The sequence below is a fragment of the Gracilimonas halophila genome (assembly GCF_042684365.1).
GTDB lineage: Bacteria > Bacteroidota > Rhodothermia > Balneolales > Balneolaceae > Gracilimonas > Gracilimonas halophila.
Map to the genome: position 1 here is coordinate 282,203 of NZ_JBHULI010000025.1, position 16,642 is coordinate 298,844.

The following is a 16,642-nucleotide window of genomic DNA, read 5'->3' on the forward strand; positions in this document are numbered from 1 at the left end:
CCAAACATACAAATGAAAAAAGTAACGCTACTATTTGCAGCACTTTTGTTTGTCCCCATATTAACTATGGCTCAAACAACGGTAACTGTAAATGCAAACATTACAACTGATACAGAGTGGACTGCCGATAATGAATACCTGCTTGACGGCATGATCTTCGTAACCAACGGAGCTGATCTATATATCGAAGCCGGAACAACCATTCGTGGTGCAGCCGGACAAGATCTGGATGCGGCCGGATTGGTGATCACCCGCGATTCAAAAATATTTGCTGAGGGTACAGCAGAAAATCCAATTATTTTCACAGCCGAGGACGATGCCGGCTTAACCAAAGATGATGTTGGGGAATGGGGTGGTCTGGTGATCCTGGGACGTGCCTCCACCAACAATGCTACCGAAGCTACGATCGAAGGAGTGAATGAGATCTCCAGTGATCCTGCCCTAGTAGGCTACGGCGGAACCGATGACATGGACGACTCCGGAGTGCTTCGGTATGTATCGATCCGTCACACGGGAATTAATATTGGTTCAAGTTCCGGCAACGAGATCCAGGGACTTACCATGGGAGCAGTTGGAGCCGGAACTACCATCGAGTACGTGGAATCGTTTGCAAGTGGCGATGACGGGTACGAATGGTTCGGCGGTACCGTAAATGCGCGTTACCTTGTAAGTGCTTTTAACAACGATGATGCCTTTGACTGGGATCAGGGCTTCCGCGGAAAAGGACAGTTTTGGTTTGCCATTCAGGACAGCGATCAAACAGGTCGTGCAGCTGAAATGGACGGAGCCGGCGGCAATGAGACCGGAACTCCATACGCCTATCCTGTGATCTCGAATGCCACCTATATTGGCCCCGGAGAAAACTCCACGCCATCCGGAGACAGCGGGCAGCTGCTGCAATTCCGTGATAACACCGGTGGATATTATACCAACTCGGTCTTTACCGACCACCCGGCTCAACTTATTGATGTGGAAGATGTGGACGGAACCGCGATCGATTCCCGTGGCCGACTGGAAGTGGATTCACTGAACATCTCAAACAGTGTATTCTTTGGCTTCGGAAGCGGAACTACTTTGGCTGACATCTCAAGTGCTGCATTCGTGGAAACCATGCTTTCCGCTAACAGTAATGAGATCACTGATCCTCAGATAAATGGTATCAGCAGAATAGACAATGCCGGTCTGGATCCAAGGCCTGCTAACAGCTCTGTATTAAGCGGTGCTGATATTCCAAATGATCCTTTCTTTAGAAATGTAGCCTACAAAGGCGCTTTTGGTGGCTCAAACTGGGCTGCCGGTTGGACTGCTTTAGATGAATACGGTTACCTGGCTGATAGTGGAACTCCGGGAATGGTAACTATAAATTCGAATATTACCACAGATACTTACTGGACAGCTGACAACGAATACCTGCTGGACGGCATGATCTTCGTAACCAACGGAGCTGATCTATATATCGAAGCCGGAACAACCGTTCGTGGTGCAGCCGGTCAAGATCTGGACGCTTCCGGATTGGTGATCACCCGCGATTCAAAAATATTTGCAGAAGGTTCTCCAAGCAACCCGGTCATCTTCACAGCAGAAGACGATGCAGGCTTGACCAAAGATGATGTCGGAGAGTGGGGTGGCCTGGTGATCTTAGGAAACGCCAGCACCAATAACGCTACCGAAGCAACCATTGAAGGGGTGAACGAAATTTCCAGTGATCCTGCTCTGGTAGGTTATGGAGGAACCGATGACATGGACGACTCCGGAGTGCTTCGCTATGTATCCATCCGTCACACGGGGATCAACATTGGTTCAAGCTCGGGTAACGAGATCCAGGGACTGACCATGGGCGGCGTTGGAGCCGGAACCACCATCGAATACATTGAATCGTTTGCAAGTGGCGATGACGGGTACGAGTGGTTCGGCGGTACGGTTAATGCCCGCTACCTGGTAAGTGCCTTTAACAGCGATGACGCTTTTGACTGGGATCAGGGCTTCCGCGGAAAAGGACAATTCTGGTTTGCGATCCTCGACAGCGACCAAACAGGTCGTGCGGCAGAAATGGATGGAGCCGGCGGAAATGAGACCGGCACTCCGTACGCGTATCCTGAAATTTCGAATGTAACCTACATTGGCCCCGGAATTGGTTCAACGCCATCCGGAGATGCCGGACAGATGCTGCAGTTCCGTGATAACACCGGAGGATTATATACCAACTCGGTATTTACCGATCACCCCGGAGACGCAGTGAATGTGGAAGATGTGGACGGAACGTCCATCGATTCGCGTGGCCGGCTTGAAGCAGATTCTCTGAATATCTCCAATAGTGTGTTCTTTGACTTTGGAAGCGGAAGCACGTTTGCTGACTTCTCAAGTGCAGGTTTTGTGGAAACCATGCTTACTGCCAACAGCAATAATATCACAGATCCAATGCTTCGTGGAATAAGCAGAAGTAATGACGGCGGTTTGGACCCTCGTCCAGAAGAAGATAGTCCTGTATATGGAATGGCAGAGTCTTTGGATGATAGCTGGTTCCACAACGTAAACTATGCCGGAGCTTTTGATGGCTCCAACTGGTTAGCCGGATGGACTGCCCTTGACAGCTACGGCTATCTGGGAGACGGTTTAGTAACTGATAATGAGGAAGAATTCACATCAGTTCCTAACAAGATCGGCCTGAATCAGAATTATCCAAATCCTTTTAACCCAACAACTCAGATCAGTTTCAATCTGCCGAGTTCACAGCAAGTAACACTGAAAGTATATGATATGCTGGGTAGGGAAGTAGCAACCATCGCTAACAGAGAGACCTTCTCTGCAGGGATGAATACTGTTAATTTTGATGCCTCCAACCTTTCAAGCGGTGTGTATATCTATCGCCTGAACAGTGGGGATGTAGCGATCACACGTAAAATGACATTGATCAAGTAACATTCTAATTACAAATATACGTCTCACATCACTGTGAGGTGTGCTGATCAAGGAGAACCCTGAGGAATTGGGGTTCTCTTTTTTTTATCACAGATTTTAGGATTGCACGGATTTCGCTGATGTTTGTTGATCAGCAACTTCCCGATCCATACCAATAAAAAAGTCTGGAAACTATTGACAATGGTTGCTAACACCCTTACTATTAATCGTAAAATTACGATATACGATCATGGCTATTACAAAAGCGGAATTATTTAACGAAAGGCAGATAAAAGCAGCTGAATTTGCAAAGGCGATCGCCCATCCGGCACGGATAGCGGTCCTTCAAATTTTAGCAAAGAAAAATGCGTGTTACTGCGGAGATATCACCGAAGAACTCCCGTTGGCGCAATCTACTGTTTCCCAGCATTTAAAAGCCTTGAAATCTGCCGGCATAATAAAAGGCGAGATAGAAGGAGTGCGAACCTGTTATTGTTTTGATGAGGAGAATCTGGCTGAGTTCAAATCTGTTATGGAAGCTATGATTAAGGAATTTTCAATGCCAAATCCAACCTGCTGCTAAGATGAAAACAAGAACCAAGTCGCCCGAAGAACTCAAGGAAACCGTTCGTAAAAAGTATTCCGAGATCAGTGAACAAGCCAAAGATTATAATGCCCGCAGCTGTTGTGGAGCCGGCGGAGATTCGACAAAGGTATATAACATCATGACGGATGATTACAGCGAACTTGAGGGATACAATTCGGATGCCGATCTGGGTTTGGGATGCGGACTTCCAACACAGTTTGCCCGGATCAAAAAAGGAGATTATGTGATCGACCTGGGTTCGGGTGCCGGAAATGACTGCTTTGTGGCCCGTCATGAAACCGGTGCCGAGGGTAAAGTCCTGGGAATTGATTTTACCGAATCCATGATCACAAAGGCCCGTGAAAATGCCGATAAGCTTGGGTTCAATAACGTAGAATTCAGGTTTGGGGATATTGAGGAGATGCCGGTTTCTGAGAATGTAGCCGATGTAGTGGTCAGTAATTGTGTATTGAACCTGGTTCCGGATAAACCAAAAGTGTTTGCAGAGATCTTCAGAGTACTTAAACCGGGCGGACATTTCAGTATTTCGGATATCGTTCTGGAAGGAGAACTGCCTGATGCACTTCGGGAGGATGCCGAGATGTATGCCGGATGCGTTGCCGGAGCTATCCAAAAGAAAACTTATCTGGATCATATCAAAGAAGCCGGATTTGAGAACATCACCATCCAGAAAGAAAAACCAATTGATATTCCTGAAGACATCCTTTCCCAATATTTGAATGAGACTGAAATAGCCGAATTCAATTCGGGTGGAACCGGGATCTATAGCATTACCGTATTTGCGCAAAAGGCCGGAGATGGAGAGCAGAAGAAAGTAACAATGCTCGGGACGGATGGAGCCGGATATTGTGAACCGGGATCAGGTTGCTGTTGAAAAGAAACCGGACTTCATGAATAAGAAAAATCAGATATGTACTCAGAATTAAAATCTTATGTCGCCAGACTGGAGTCTGATTTTGATTCCATTCCTGCGGATAGAAAAAACCAGCTTAGGGAAGTAGCCGAATACATCGAATCAAAGAAAGGCGAAACAGTCAGGCTGAATTTCATATGCACGCATAACAGCCGGAGGAGTCATTTGGCGCAGATCTGGACTCAAACTTCAGCTTACTTTTACGGAATTGAAAATGTCGAAACCTATTCCGGCGGGACCGAAGCCACGGCTTTCAATCCAAGGGCGGTTGAGGCTATTGAAAGAGCCGGTTTTAAAGCAGAGGATCCGGGTGGAGAAAACCCTAAGTACAAGATCTCATTCAGTAATAATGCCAAACCCATGATCTGCTTCTCCAAGAAATTCGATGATGATTTCAATCCTGAAGCAAACTTTGCCGCCATCATGACCTGCTCGGATGCCGACGAAAATTGTCCATTTGTGCCGGGAGCTGAATATCGAAAATCCATTACATATACCGATCCCAAGGAAGCAGATGGAACTGATCGGGAAATGGAAGTTTACGATGAACGGTGCCGGCAGATAGCTACCGAAATGTTTTATATGATGAATGCAGTGAATTCAAAAAATTCATAATAAAGTGTGCTCGATATAGCAAATGAATTTGCTTTCGGTTCACGGTCTGACGGCTTCAAGTCCGTCTGACCGTTATAAATCAGGCAGATCTATCAGACGGGCTATCTGTGAGATGGATTCCGAAAAAACTATTTCAAACTTACGTTAAAAGACATCATAAGAGGTTACGATCATGAATACCCAAACTTTTATCAACACATTAGTTTCGAATAACAGCAAAGAACTTTCCTTTATTTTGCCGGATGACACCCGTCTGTCGGGCGACCTCCACATTACGGAGGTCCAGAACCATAAAGTGGATTCTGTAGACTGTGGTGGAAATGCTCATCAGTACGATGAAACCGTTGTTCAGCTCTCGATAAACGAATCTTCAAATAATATTGCAGAATGGAGAACTGAGAAAGCACTCAAGATCTTTGAGATCGTTGGTAAGAAGATCGAGTACAAGGATGATGCCGAGCTATTTATAGAGTTTGGAGATTCTTCACATCCTACCATTCGGTATTCGGTGGGGCGGATCGTAGAGACTTCACAGGATGTGACCGTTATGCTCACAGTAAAACCAACTGTTTGTAAGCCAAGTCTTGATACAACAGGTGAACTGGCAGCTTGCTGTTAGGTCATTATTGCAAACAGTTGAGGTTTAAATACTGGAATTTATATTCTCTTAAAATGAGCATTGTATATTCTTTATAGTATCGAATCAAAAACCGACAATAGGAGGTTCACCATGAAATTCACGCACGCAATGCTCGCCCTTGACCTGTCACCTTCTACTGAAGACCTGGTGCAGGGAATGGCTGACCTGAAAGAGATAGGTATTCAAAAGGTTACCCTTTTTACGGTAGTGACCAAAGAATATCCCAACGGACAGGAGAAGTTTGAACAAGCTGTCTATGAATCGAAGCTTACTGATCATGCTGAATATTTAGAGGAAAAGGGATTGGAAACGGAATGGGTCCTGAAAGTTGAAAAAGGAAGCTACGCTCCAACCGAGATACTTAGATCTATGAATGAGATCGGCGCTGACCTTCTGGTGATCGGTAATAAAGGGCATAACCTTCTGGCAGATATGTTACTGGGAAGTGTAGCCTCAGAAATGATCCACAGGGCAAAGGTTCCATTATTACTGCTTCGTATTTCGGACAAGCCGGGGAAAGGGGAGGTATCGATCTGCAGGAACATAAGACGAAGTGTTTTACTTCCGATAGACTTTTCTGAAGCAGGAGATAAGGCTATGAAGGCCTTTGAGCAAGAAGAGTTGCGGGATTCTTCTGTTACCGTACTGAATGTTCAGACTATGCCTAAGGAAGGTGAAAAAGAAAAGCTTCAGGAGCGGGCAGACTATCTCAAGCGGATTGGTGTAAGGGAAGTTCAAAGTGAAACCAAACACGGAAATATTTGGATCGAGATCACGGAATATGCCGATAAAAATGATATGTCCATGATCCTCATGGGATCACAGGGTAAAGGATATGCAGAAGATGTTTTTATAGGCAGTAACAGTCTGCGGGTAGCACGGCATACCTCAAAACCACTTTTGCTGATTCCGGCAAATAAGTAATTCAATCCATAAAATCATTATTAACACTTTTTGAAAATTCATGGCAGACAAACAAATTGCGTTCTTTGAAAAATACTTAACACTTTGGGTTCTACTTTGTATTGCTATTGGAATTGCTGTCGGATATCTGGCAGGTGATTCCATTCAGATCATAAGTGATTGGGAGATCTATAAAGTAAACATCCCCGTTGCCATTCTGATCTGGTTGATGATATACCCAATGATGCTTCAGGTTGATTTTGCCTCCCTTAAGGAGATCGGGAAATCCCCCAAAGGGGTAGTTTGGACCGTCATCATAAACTGGATGATCAAGCCCTTCACCATGGCCTTTTTTGCCTGGGTCTTTTTTGATCATATTTATTCGGCCTGGCTGAGTCCTGAGTTGGCTGATCAATATATAGCCGGAGCTATTTTACTGGGAGCCGCTCCCTGTACTGCCATGGTCTTTGTATGGTCTTACCTCTCAGATGGGGATCCGAATTATACCCTGGTACAGGTTTCGGTGAATGACCTTCTGATCCTTATCCTGTTTATTCCTATCGTCGGGTTATTGCTTGGTATTACCAATATCACCATTCCATGGAATACGCTGGCAGCTTCGATCATTGTTTTTGTGGTGATCCCTCTTGTTGCAGGATACCTCACTCATAAGATCACGATCAGCCGAAAAGGCAAGGAATGGTACACTTCAAAGTTCCTCCCGAAGTTCAAGCCGGTCTCTATCTCCGCATTGCTGATCACCCTTGTCTTATTATTTGCCTATCAGGGTGAAAAGATCATCGCTCAACCGCTGGATATTGTTTTGATAGCTATTCCATTGATCATTCAAACGTACTTCATCTTTGCACTGGCCTGGTATGGAGGGAAGAAGATCGGGTTACCGTATCAGGTTTGCGCTCCCGGTTCTATGATAGGAGCAAGTAACTTCTTTGAACTTGCCGTAGCTGTTGCTATTGCGCTGTTCGGTCTCCAGTCCGGAGCTGCTTTAGTAACGGTAGTAGGTGTTTTGATCGAAGTTCCGATCATGCTTTCACTGGTTAGGTTCGCGAATAAAAGCAGAGTTAAATATTAAGTAATTTGAGTTTGAAATATCTGATTACTAGAGGAATTATAATGAAAAAGGATGTTTAAAAAAGGTCGTCATCCCGAGTGAGTACCAAGTTGCTAAGGAATAAGGCATTGAACACGAGGGATCTCAAAGCATGCAATATTTACCATCTTTAGCTTTGAGATCCTTCGCGATAAAATTTACAAACCAATATTTGTTCTCTCTTCGCTCAGGATGACGACTTTTGGAAATATATTTATTTTAGGCTTAGTCAATTCCTCCTGAATTCTCTAAATAAAAAATCTTTCTACTTGCAGAACTGTTTATATTTTTTCAGTGTTAAAGTATCTGAAAACATAATAAACAGGCTGAACCATTGATATTTGTAACACGCAGAACCCATTTTAACGCCGCACACCGACTCCATAACTCAGATAAAAGTGATAAGTGGAATCAGGATACCTTCGGCAAGTGCAACCTTCCCAACTGGCACGGTCACAACTATGTACTCGAAGTGACGGTAGCGGGAGAACCCGATCCGGAAACCGGATTTGTTATTGATCTTGGGCAACTTAAATCCATCATCAAAGAGAAAATACTTGATCCATGTGATCACCGGAACCTGAATCTGGATGTCCCTTTCCTGCAGGGAATTATCCCCACGACGGAAAATCTGGTTCGTGCTTTTTTCGAGCAATTACGTCCTGAAGTGGAAGCGGCCTGCACCAACGGCGGGAAATTATATATGGTGAAATTGTTCGAGACGGAACGAAATATCGCCGAATACTGTCCTTATCGGGGAATTTAACAGACTATTCATTATCCAATTAGCAGTAAGAGAAGAACTATGATCTCACAAGAAGTACAACGCTTTTATGACCCTACCTTTACGGTAACACCTGAATACAAGGAATCCTTGCCCGATCTGCAAAACGGCCCGGCCTCACTCATCGAAGGAGCCAATGTGCCTATTCAACAAGTGGGAATATCCAATTTCAAGCTTCCGCTAAAGTTCAGGAGAAGAGAAGGGGAGCCTATAACGCTTGAGGCTTCAGTGGATGGCTATGTAAGCCTCGAAATGGGTAAGAAGGGGATCAACATGAGTCGCATCATGCGAACCTTTTACAAGTTTCAGGATAAAGTCTTTCACCTGGACCGGCTGGAAGAAATTCTGAAAGCCTATAAAGATAATCTGGACAGTCAGGAATCTTTTCTTCGGATATCATTCAACTACCCGATGATGATGGACAGTCTGCGTTCCGGAATGAAAGGATATCAGTATTACAAGGTGCAGCTCGAAGGCCGGCTGGATAATTACGATCAGTTTCAGAAACACATGCACCTCGATTTTGAGTACAGCAGTGCATGTCCGTGCAGCTATGAACTGGCCGAGCACGCCAGGGAGACAAGACAAGTAGCAGCCATTCCCCACAGTCAGCGCAGTGTTGCCAATGTAACGGTTGCCCTGAAGGATGAATTTTTTGTGGAAGACCTGGTTCAGATCTGCCGAAATGCCCTTAAAACGGAAACTCAGGTTATGGTGAAACGGGAAGATGAACAGGCTTTCGCCGAGCTCAACGGTGCTTTTCAAAAGTTTGTGGAAGATGCAGCCCGGCTGCTTTATGATGAACTGGACAGCTACAACAGCATCCGCGACTTTGTGGTGCGGTGTGTACACATGGAAAGCCTGCACAGTCATGATGCCGTCAGCCGTATTTGCAAAGGCCTTCCCAACGGACTACGCTAAATTCACAGTTCGATCTATCGGTCCCTCGGTTAATCGTAATTCAGTTCTGCTTGATTTTCGAACGACCGAACGACCGATTTGCGATTAGCGATAGTAAATCCTCCCTTGAGGGAGGTGCCGACCGGATGGAAGGCGGAGGGTGTTGTCACCAAAGGTTATGAGGCTTTCAATGCTCTAGTTCCCACTCGAGAGTTGAAGGATACACCTATCAACCAGCAACCCTCATCCTTGAAAAAGGAAATCCATTGCAGCCGGTTTTGGGGTTTTCGCGGTCCGGAGGGGATACATTTCTGGCGTCTTCGATGGTTTCCGCACGGTAGGCGGTCATGCAAAAGCCCCACTCATAAGGAAGCATATTCTCAAACTCCATCCAGTCGAAACGGGTATAAAGGCCGCTGTCGGATGGATTCAACGAATCATTTCGTGCAATGAGATATTGCTCCTCACGGCTCCATTCCTCAACATGAAATTTTGCGTTTGGTTTCTGAAACCAAAGATCCTTTGAGATCTCATATTCAATATCATAATCATCCCGGAAGTTCCCAAGCATGAACTTGGGAGGTTCGTTTGAGGGGGAAGAACATCCTGCAATTAAAAGAGAACGCTGAACAGTAAAAGAAGTTTGTTGGTCATATTCCAAGGTAGTAAAACCTGAAGTAATTTTGGGGTTTATAACGACCTGAACAAGCTCCATGAAATGCTGTCATGCTTCTGCCTGTTATATAGGTGAATTTCAAATAATGAAAAATCGCACTTATGGAAAAGCAAGAAGCACCCATTCGTAATACTCCATTTTCAGATGAGGAACTTGAGCATTTTGAGAAGAAGCTGAAAGAGGAGCAAAAGGAGAGCGAAGAAAAAATTGAGCAATATCAAGATCACCTGGAAGAGATGGAGAATAATCTCGATGATACCAACTCATCAGCCGCCCATCATCAGGGAAACATTGGTACTTCTGAGGATGAACGGGAAAGATATTACATAATGATCGAGAAGGAGAAAGAGAAGCAGGAAGAGATCAATATGGCATTGAACCGTATTGAAACCGGTAACTACGGGATTTGTAAGGTTACCGGAGAACCTATTCAGAAAGAACGGCTTGAAGCAAAACCATACGCTAAATACAGTGTAAATGCTAAAGAAAGGGAAGCCTAAAAAATAGGTTGGTTTTGATCGGCCTACACTGTTATGGAAGTCCGAAAAAAGCATACATTTATTCCTGACGTATCAGCTATCGAGAGGCTTTCCCCATTTGTCCATTTTACAGCCGCACTCAGGACACGTCCAGCCACCCCACATGAGTTGATGAAGGTTTTCAGGGACACGTATCTTAGGCATTTTTGCAGAACATTCCGGGCAGTTAACTGTCTCGATGTTTAACCCAAATTTGGTCTCTTTAGTGGTCTTCATGATCGTCTATTTGTCTATTAGATCTACAATGAATTTCACCTGAAACTGAATAGGTGTTGTACCTGATAAGTATAGGTGAATGAGAAATGCAGCGCAAATAAAATTACTTTAGCCGTCAGTGAAGGCACAACAGTTATACTTTTTGTACTAACAGACACGCATCAGTAACAGTTACCCTGGATTTATCCAAGCTCAGTTTTTCGTAGGTTCGGGTGGTGTCTTCAATGATCCCAAATCCGTTTTCCTTAAAGAGCGATTCCAGTTCATCCCGTTCATACAAAATGAAATTCTGTTTGGTAAACTCAAGATGCTCCACGGCATGCCGCGGACGATAGCCGATCAGAAATTGCCCGTTTGGTTTGAGCACCCGGCGTATTTCCCGCAAATGAATTTCCGGCGGGTCTAAGAAATATATAACGTTTAAAGCCACCGCCAGATCAAACCGATCATCGGGAAAGGGCAGCGCAGAGGTTTCTTCACAATGCAAGGATAGTTTTTGTGAAGCGATCAATTTGGGGTTATGAGCTTTCGCTTCTTCACACATCTCCTTTGAAAAATCAACTCCTGCAATGGATAGCCTGGGCTGTATTCTGAAATATTCCGGGAAGTGTATTCCATTGCCAAAGCCGACCTCCAGCACTGTGTCATTTTCCCGAAGCTCCATCATCTCAAAAGCCAGCTCATAGAGTTTTTGATTAGACTCGTTGAGGGCTTTCCCGATTTCCTTTCCGGTTTCCCCGGTAGGTTTTCTAAGTTGTGATGAAAGTTCAGATGGTTCCATAATAGACGCATGATACTCAAAAATAAATGATATCTGCTTATATAATTATGAGGGGTATTAATTACTCATTCCCAACCGGGTGGTTTGGAACGAGTTTAAGGGTGTGGTTACAACTGCTTATGGCATTTTATACTTGGTTGTTCAACATCCGCTCGTATTCCTTTTCCAGCGGCATATGGACTTTCCAAAATCCCCGTGGCTTTTTTCCATTCAGTACATCAATGAGAATACCCACATGCGTATGCCATCCGGCTCCAACTCCCGAGAGAACATCGATATCGTCTCCAAGATTACGGTGAGTTAAGATAAGCTTGACATTCCCATCATCCTGAGGAAGTAACTCGAAGGTTACTTCTGATTGCCCCTCATTTTCTACCCAGGTATAGCTGAGAAGCCGGGGTGGGTCGTATGCGGTTACTTTTCCATGACCTTCATCACCTTCTTTTAAGTTGGCATATTTTTCAGGAATAGGATCGTCTTCTTCACTCAGCGTTTTATGATCAAAGTAATGAGAGACCCTCCCGCCAACTTTCGGCTCTACATCACCGGCAGAAAGCCACTTGGCTTTTAGTTCTGATTTGGTGAGGTACTCCCATATGCGTTCGGCAGGACCCGGTAACAGCAGTTCGAATTGAACAGTCCCCGGTTCTGTGAAAACACCGTATTTTTTATTCATAGCCTTAGGATTAGGGGTTTCATATTTTATCTGAGTTTTATAGGTCATCCCCTTGAAGACGGGGATCTGATTGTTAGTTTGAGGTCAAGTTTTTAAACCTGAAAAGATAATTGGATTCCAGGCATTCGCCGTGGTATGACCCGGCTTAAATTGTTCATTATTTTCTCAGAATCTTATTCATTGCTTTACCCCTTGCCAGTTCATCGATCATCTTATCCAGGTAGCGGATCTCTTTCATGGTCGATTCTTCCATGTCTTCTACCCGTATACCACAGATCACACCTTTAACTGCCCTTCGCAAAGGGTTCAGCTTTGGGGCGTCCGCAAAGAAAGTCTCGAAGTCGGTCTTGTTTTCCAGGATGGTTTCCAGCTCGTCCTGACTATATCCCGTCAGCCAGCGTATGATCTCATCCACTTCTGCTTTGGTTCGGTCTTTACGCTCCGCCTTGGTGACATAATGTGGATACACACTTGCAAAACTCGTAGTATAGATGCGATGCTTTTTCATTTAAGTTTCATTCGTGGTTCATGTTTGTGACGATGTATCACCTTCAGCCAAAGCGGCTTCCAGTGCATCCAGCTTCTCATTCCAGAATTTTCGGTAGCGGTAGGCCCATTCGATCACTTCCTGCAGTTTTTGGGTATCAGCCCTGCAGTACCGCTTTCGGCCTTCTTTTCTAATGACCACTAACTCACATTCATGTAAGATCTTTATGTGCTTGGAAACGGCCGGCCTACTCATATCAAACTGTTCGGCTACATCATTGACCGGCATGGATCGTCCCGCTAACAGGTCTATGATCTCACGTCGGGTAGGGTCGGCTATGGCATGGAATACATCTTGCGGCATAAAGAAAAATTAATATGTAACTGATTGGTTACAAATATATATGTAACAAATTGGTTACGCAAATGTATTTTAGTGATCCTTATAAATATCGGGTTTGAGTTCAAAAGTAATAACAAAGAAAGTCCTCCCTCGAGGGAGGCGGAGGGTGTGTGGGGCACCGGCTGTGGTGTTTTTAGTAGATTGAGTACAGCATTTATGTACTATAACAAAAATGAACATTGGACCGGATGGCCGGGCATAACATTCCCAACCACCCGGTGGGTAATGAGATATAAATTTGAACCTTTTCAAATTTCGTGCGACTATATCACCGGATAATGAATAGAAAAAGCGAACATATCGATTATGAGTTTTTGATTAGCAGCTATCAAAATGGCGATGAGAAAGCATTACGGTTGTTGATCAAAAAATTTCATCCCATGTTAGTTCGAACGATCTATTATTACACAAACGATCAGGCATCTGTTGATGATCTTGCACAGGAATACTGGTATGCGATCATTGAAAAGCTTGCGGAACTAAAATTGAAGATCAGTTTCGAGGCCTGGGCTTTAACGATTGCCCGCAGAAAGGCCATTGACTGGATACGGGCACAACAGCGAGCACGCAAGCAAGCAGAGGCCCTGAAAGTGGAAGCAGACTCCGAACTGCAAAGCAGTGATGAAGACAATAAGGATGATCTGGAAAAGATTCGGATCGGGATTCAACAATTGTCTCCAACTCAGCAAATCGTGCTAACTATGTTTTACCTGGAAAATTTAAGTTTGTCGGAGATAAGCAAGGTACTTGGCATCTCAAAAGGGACGGTTAAATCACGATTGTTTTATGCCCGCGAAGAACTAAAGAATAGTATTAACCAAAAAAGGTGACTGTTATGAAAAATGAAAAAGACATCGATAAACTGATCAAAGAATCTTTAAACGCAGAAGAAGCTGAATTTTATCAGGATCTGGACCAACAAGGAGTCTTTAAAATGTGGTTTGATCTGTATAAAGGTAAACTGGGAAGGTGGGCTATATTGGTCACTTTCATTCAGTTGGTTTTTACAGTACTGGCCTTCTGGGTGGGTTACAAGTTTTTTACCGTTGAAGGCACTGAACTGTTGCTGCGTTACGGTGGCGGTATGTTCATCGCAATACTATTTGTACAAATGCTAAAGCTCTGGCATTGGATGCAAATGGATAAAAATTCCATCCTGCGTGAGGTAAAGCGCCTGGAGTTTCAGGTGGCGGTGCTGATGGAGAAGAAAGACAAGTAAAACAGATCAATCTATCGGTTCATCGCAATTCAGTTATTTTGATATGCGATAGGCCGAACGACCGATCAGCGATGGATGAACTTCAATATCCAACACCCAGCACGCCCCGATATTCGGGGAATCATAAAGGGTTTCACTTGGGTATTCCGTATTGGTTATTCGTTATTGGATATTTAGGGAGCCGGTTACATATATGGAAGTCGGAGACTTCCGGGGCCGGAGCTTTTAAGTCACCGCTTTGCTGAAGACTTAAAAGAGATGGGGGATCACACTGCAAATAAAGTTACAGACTATTTATCCACACTATGAGAGGAGGGGTAGCAAAGTAATTCGCCGTTCGATCTATCGGTCCATCGGTTAATCGTAATTCAGTTCTTTTGATATGCGATGGAACGAACGACTCCCGACTACTCGGGACGATGGACGATTTTCTTGAATATTCGTTATTGGATATTCAATTCATTCCTAAAGCTTATAGCTGACCGAAACAAAAGTACCAAGCGTATAAAGCTTCACATTTCCCCAGCCTACTTCTCGGATGGGAACTTTGATAAAGGGCTCGGCTTTCAGGCTCCAGTTTTGGTGGAGATCGTATTCGTAGCCGATGGAAAAACCGGCGTTGCTGAACAGATGCGTTTTACCGGATCGCTCGTTCAGGGTGGTGGTTTGTCCCTGGGAATAACCATTGTAGTCGAATTGGTAATCTTCGCTGAGCATAACGTAAGAGGAGAGTCCGCCCGTGGCAAAAAAGCGGGAATTCTCGAATTGCATCACATCATACTTCACGGTGATCGGGATATCGAGGATAAAGCACTGAGCTATGATCCCGCTGGGTGTTCCGCCCGGATTCCAGTAGGCCGGCGGGTTGTAATGCTGATTTCCCGAGCTGTATTTAACGCTGGAATGAATGAGTCCGCCCGAAATCGTAAAGCGGTCGTTGATGCGGTAACCGGCAGTAACACCGAGCTTATAGCCGGGCTCATAAAAGTTAGAGATCCCGCCAATGGTGCTGATATCGGGCGAAACTATAAGCCCGAATTCAAGACGTGAAAGCTCTGTTCTGCCGGGCTGCTCCTGTTGGCGAGCGAGTCCCGAAGGGGCGGCGGCCTGACCATAACTCACGGAAGCAAGGTAGTCAGTACTGCCGGGAATGTTGTTCCCTGATGAAACAGACAGCTCTTCATCCATACGTTCCGGATAGGAAACCGGCCGCAGTTCGATACGTGCAAGTTCGTCACCTGAAACCGATACAGGATCAGCATCCATAACCACTTGCTGATCCTGTTGTTCGGGGGTTGCCTCGGGGGAGATATCATCGGTACTTTCAGAAGGTTCTTCCATTTCCTGTGGGAGATCGGCCAGCATTTCCCGGTCGACCTGCGGAGGTGTTTCCGGTTCTTGAGTAGTGTCTTCACGGGTGGAATCGGGGAGGATGTCCGTGGTCATGGTATCCTCCAGTTGTCGGTTCAGCCGGTCAATTTCATTGGAGTTCTGATAAATGAAATAACCCAGTGCGGAAACGATCAGCAGAACGGCGGCGGCAGCCAGGTAGGTGCGGCGCTGACGTGTTTTGGCAGCCTGCATGCGGTCCAGCTTTTTCTCCATATCAAGCCAGTCTTCTTCCCGGTAGGAAATATCATATTCCTCAGCTTTCTTTTTGAACAACTGCTCCAGCGGATCGTTATGTTCTTCTTTATTACTCATAGTTCGGTCTCAAATAAAATTTCTCTCTAACAGTTCACGCAGGTTCCTCTTTGCCTTGGAGAGGTTGGATTTGGAGGTTCCAACCGAAATATCCAGCATTCCGGCAATTTCCTCATGCTTAAATCCTTCTATTACATACAGGTTAAAAACAGTTCGGTAGGCCGGACTCAATTCCTGTACCATCCCAATAAGCTCATCATAGGAAATGCCGCTGATAATGTGTTCCTCGGAAAAAAGATCGTCTTCACCCGACAACGGGTCCGTCATCTGAAGGCGTTTCCTGTCTTTGTGGTACTGGTTGATGGCGGTGTTGATCACAATTCTGCGAAACCAGGGTTTGAAGTCCCGGTTGGTGTCATAGGATCTTATGTTCTCAAAAACTTTCATAAAGGCATCATTTAAAACAGCGGCCGCCTGATTTCGGGAATCGGCGTACCTCAGCGTGATGCTCATGCCATAGGCATAGAACATCTCATAGAGCTCTTTCTGGCTTTCACGGCGATGCTTGCGGCATCCTTTAAGGATATCGGCTAACAAAAGATCCTGTTTTATTTAAACAATGGTAATCTAA

Annotated in this window: 19 protein-coding genes; 12 read left to right on the top strand and 7 right to left on the bottom strand. The window is 45.0% G+C overall.

Going from position 1 to position 16,642, the window contains the following annotated elements:
• Positions 1–12 precede the first annotated feature (12 nt).
• From ACFSVN_RS12120 to folE2, 9 genes are all read left to right on the top strand, one after another.
• Positions 13–2,919 carry a T9SS type A sorting domain-containing protein gene (locus ACFSVN_RS12120; RefSeq protein ID WP_390303065.1) on the top strand — a complete coding sequence of 969 codons (2,907 nt, stop codon included), beginning with the start codon at positions 13–15 and terminating at the stop codon, positions 2,917–2,919.
• A 229-nt stretch (positions 2,920–3,148) separates the two neighbouring features.
• Positions 3,149–3,481 carry an ArsR/SmtB family transcription factor gene (locus tag ACFSVN_RS12125; RefSeq protein WP_390303068.1) on the top strand — a complete coding sequence of 111 codons (333 nt, stop codon included), beginning with the start codon at positions 3,149–3,151 and terminating at the stop codon, positions 3,479–3,481.
• A gap of 1 nt (position 3,482) precedes the next feature.
• A complete protein-coding gene (locus ACFSVN_RS12130) occupies positions 3,483–4,379 on the top strand; it encodes an arsenite methyltransferase (RefSeq protein ID WP_390303071.1) in 897 nt (298 codons plus the stop codon).
• Positions 4,380–4,415: 36 nt separating this feature from the next.
• Positions 4,416–5,033: a low molecular weight phosphatase family protein gene (locus ACFSVN_RS12135; protein WP_390303074.1), complete on the top strand. Its 618-nt coding sequence runs from the start codon at positions 4,416–4,418 to the stop codon at positions 5,031–5,033.
• A gap of 172 nt (positions 5,034–5,205) precedes the next feature.
• Positions 5,206–5,652, top strand: coding sequence for a DUF6428 family protein (locus tag ACFSVN_RS12140; RefSeq protein WP_390303077.1), 447 nt, complete (start codon positions 5,206–5,208; stop codon positions 5,650–5,652).
• A gap of 111 nt (positions 5,653–5,763) precedes the next feature.
• Positions 5,764–6,597, top strand: coding sequence for a universal stress protein (locus ACFSVN_RS12145; protein ID WP_390303080.1), 834 nt, complete (start codon positions 5,764–5,766; stop codon positions 6,595–6,597).
• Positions 6,598–6,637: 40 nt separating this feature from the next.
• The gene (arsB, locus tag ACFSVN_RS12150; protein WP_390303083.1) at positions 6,638–7,669 is read left to right on the top strand and encodes an ACR3 family arsenite efflux transporter; all 1,032 of its coding nucleotides are present in this window, start codon (positions 6,638–6,640) and stop codon (positions 7,667–7,669) included.
• Between the two features lie 352 nt (positions 7,670–8,021).
• Positions 8,022–8,453, top strand: a complete 432-nt coding sequence (locus ACFSVN_RS12155) for a 6-pyruvoyl trahydropterin synthase family protein (protein ID WP_390303086.1) — start codon at positions 8,022–8,024, stop codon at positions 8,451–8,453.
• Positions 8,454–8,492: 39 nt separating this feature from the next.
• Positions 8,493–9,392: a GTP cyclohydrolase FolE2 gene (folE2, locus tag ACFSVN_RS12160; RefSeq protein WP_390303089.1), complete on the top strand. Its 900-nt coding sequence runs from the start codon at positions 8,493–8,495 to the stop codon at positions 9,390–9,392.
• A gap of 208 nt (positions 9,393–9,600) precedes the next feature.
• On the opposite strand, the gene ACFSVN_RS12165 is transcribed toward folE2, so the two are convergent.
• A complete protein-coding gene (locus tag ACFSVN_RS12165; RefSeq protein WP_390303092.1) occupies positions 9,601–10,086 on the bottom strand; it encodes a hypothetical protein in 486 nt (161 codons plus the stop codon).
• Positions 10,087–10,148: 62 nt separating this feature from the next.
• Here ACFSVN_RS12165 and ACFSVN_RS12170 point away from each other — a divergent pair, with 62 nt between their 5' ends.
• On the top strand, positions 10,149–10,547 hold the full coding sequence (locus ACFSVN_RS12170) for a TraR/DksA family transcriptional regulator (RefSeq protein WP_390303095.1): 399 nt from the start codon (positions 10,149–10,151) through the stop codon (positions 10,545–10,547).
• 388 nt (positions 10,548–10,935) lie between these two features.
• Here ACFSVN_RS12170 and ACFSVN_RS12175 read toward each other — a convergent pair whose 3' ends face one another.
• The 4 genes from ACFSVN_RS12175 to ACFSVN_RS12190 form a co-directional block, all read right to left on the bottom strand.
• Positions 10,936–11,583 carry a class I SAM-dependent methyltransferase gene (locus ACFSVN_RS12175; RefSeq protein ID WP_390303098.1) on the bottom strand — a complete coding sequence of 216 codons (648 nt, stop codon included), beginning with the start codon at positions 11,581–11,583 and terminating at the stop codon, positions 10,936–10,938.
• Positions 11,584–11,710: 127 nt separating this feature from the next.
• Positions 11,711–12,259: an SRPBCC family protein gene (locus ACFSVN_RS12180; protein ID WP_390303102.1), complete on the bottom strand. Its 549-nt coding sequence runs from the start codon at positions 12,257–12,259 to the stop codon at positions 11,711–11,713.
• A gap of 157 nt (positions 12,260–12,416) precedes the next feature.
• Positions 12,417–12,767, bottom strand: coding sequence for a DUF2200 domain-containing protein (locus tag ACFSVN_RS12185; RefSeq protein WP_390303105.1), 351 nt, complete (start codon positions 12,765–12,767; stop codon positions 12,417–12,419).
• 18 nt (positions 12,768–12,785) lie between these two features.
• The gene (locus tag ACFSVN_RS12190; RefSeq protein ID WP_390303108.1) at positions 12,786–13,109 is read right to left on the bottom strand and encodes an ArsR/SmtB family transcription factor; all 324 of its coding nucleotides are present in this window, start codon (positions 13,107–13,109) and stop codon (positions 12,786–12,788) included.
• 317 nt (positions 13,110–13,426) lie between these two features.
• Here ACFSVN_RS12190 and ACFSVN_RS12195 point away from each other — a divergent pair, with 317 nt between their 5' ends.
• Both ACFSVN_RS12195 and ACFSVN_RS12200 read left to right on the top strand, forming a co-directional pair.
• Positions 13,427–13,978 (top strand): RNA polymerase sigma factor, encoded by a 552-nt coding sequence (locus ACFSVN_RS12195; protein WP_390303111.1) that lies wholly within the window; start codon positions 13,427–13,429, stop codon positions 13,976–13,978.
• A 5-nt stretch (positions 13,979–13,983) separates the two neighbouring features.
• On the top strand, positions 13,984–14,367 hold the full coding sequence (locus ACFSVN_RS12200) for a DUF6768 family protein (protein ID WP_390303114.1): 384 nt from the start codon (positions 13,984–13,986) through the stop codon (positions 14,365–14,367).
• Between the two features lie 465 nt (positions 14,368–14,832).
• Here the strand turns inward: ACFSVN_RS12200 and ACFSVN_RS12205 are convergent, their stop codons facing one another.
• Together ACFSVN_RS12205 and ACFSVN_RS12210 are read right to left on the bottom strand one after the other, a co-directional pair.
• On the bottom strand, positions 14,833–16,071 hold the full coding sequence (locus ACFSVN_RS12205; RefSeq protein ID WP_390303117.1) for a hypothetical protein: 1,239 nt from the start codon (positions 16,069–16,071) through the stop codon (positions 14,833–14,835).
• A gap of 9 nt (positions 16,072–16,080) precedes the next feature.
• A complete protein-coding gene (locus tag ACFSVN_RS12210; protein ID WP_390303120.1) occupies positions 16,081–16,608 on the bottom strand; it encodes an RNA polymerase sigma factor in 528 nt (175 codons plus the stop codon).
• Positions 16,609–16,642 lie beyond the last annotated feature (34 nt).

Coding starts and splice junctions, on each gene's coding strand:
- ACFSVN_RS12205 (WP_390303117.1), bottom strand. CDS start 16,071: ATGAGTAATAAAGAAGAACATAACGATCCGCTGGAGCAGTTGTTCAAA.
- ACFSVN_RS12125 (WP_390303068.1), top strand. CDS start 3,149: ATGGCTATTACAAAAGCGGAATTATTTAACGAAAGGCAGATAAAAGCA.
- ACFSVN_RS12180 (WP_390303102.1), bottom strand. CDS start 12,259: ATGAATAAAAAATACGGTGTTTTCACAGAACCGGGGACTGTTCAATTC.
- ACFSVN_RS12165 (WP_390303092.1), bottom strand. CDS start 10,086: ATGGAGCTTGTTCAGGTCGTTATAAACCCCAAAATTACTTCAGGTTTT.
- ACFSVN_RS12145 (WP_390303080.1), top strand. CDS start 5,764: ATGAAATTCACGCACGCAATGCTCGCCCTTGACCTGTCACCTTCTACT.
- ACFSVN_RS12175 (WP_390303098.1), bottom strand. CDS start 11,583: ATGGAACCATCTGAACTTTCATCACAACTTAGAAAACCTACCGGGGAA.
- ACFSVN_RS12130 (WP_390303071.1), top strand. CDS start 3,483: ATGAAAACAAGAACCAAGTCGCCCGAAGAACTCAAGGAAACCGTTCGT.
- ACFSVN_RS12170 (WP_390303095.1), top strand. CDS start 10,149: ATGGAAAAGCAAGAAGCACCCATTCGTAATACTCCATTTTCAGATGAG.
- ACFSVN_RS12120 (WP_390303065.1), top strand. CDS start 13: ATGAAAAAAGTAACGCTACTATTTGCAGCACTTTTGTTTGTCCCCATA.
- ACFSVN_RS12140 (WP_390303077.1), top strand. CDS start 5,206: ATGAATACCCAAACTTTTATCAACACATTAGTTTCGAATAACAGCAAA.
- folE2 (WP_390303089.1), top strand. CDS start 8,493: ATGATCTCACAAGAAGTACAACGCTTTTATGACCCTACCTTTACGGTA.
- ACFSVN_RS12195 (WP_390303111.1), top strand. CDS start 13,427: ATGAATAGAAAAAGCGAACATATCGATTATGAGTTTTTGATTAGCAGC.
- ACFSVN_RS12185 (WP_390303105.1), bottom strand. CDS start 12,767: ATGAAAAAGCATCGCATCTATACTACGAGTTTTGCAAGTGTGTATCCA.
- ACFSVN_RS12190 (WP_390303108.1), bottom strand. CDS start 13,109: ATGCCGCAAGATGTATTCCATGCCATAGCCGACCCTACCCGACGTGAG.
- ACFSVN_RS12135 (WP_390303074.1), top strand. CDS start 4,416: ATGTACTCAGAATTAAAATCTTATGTCGCCAGACTGGAGTCTGATTTT.
- arsB (WP_390303083.1), top strand. CDS start 6,638: ATGGCAGACAAACAAATTGCGTTCTTTGAAAAATACTTAACACTTTGG.
- ACFSVN_RS12200 (WP_390303114.1), top strand. CDS start 13,984: ATGAAAAATGAAAAAGACATCGATAAACTGATCAAAGAATCTTTAAAC.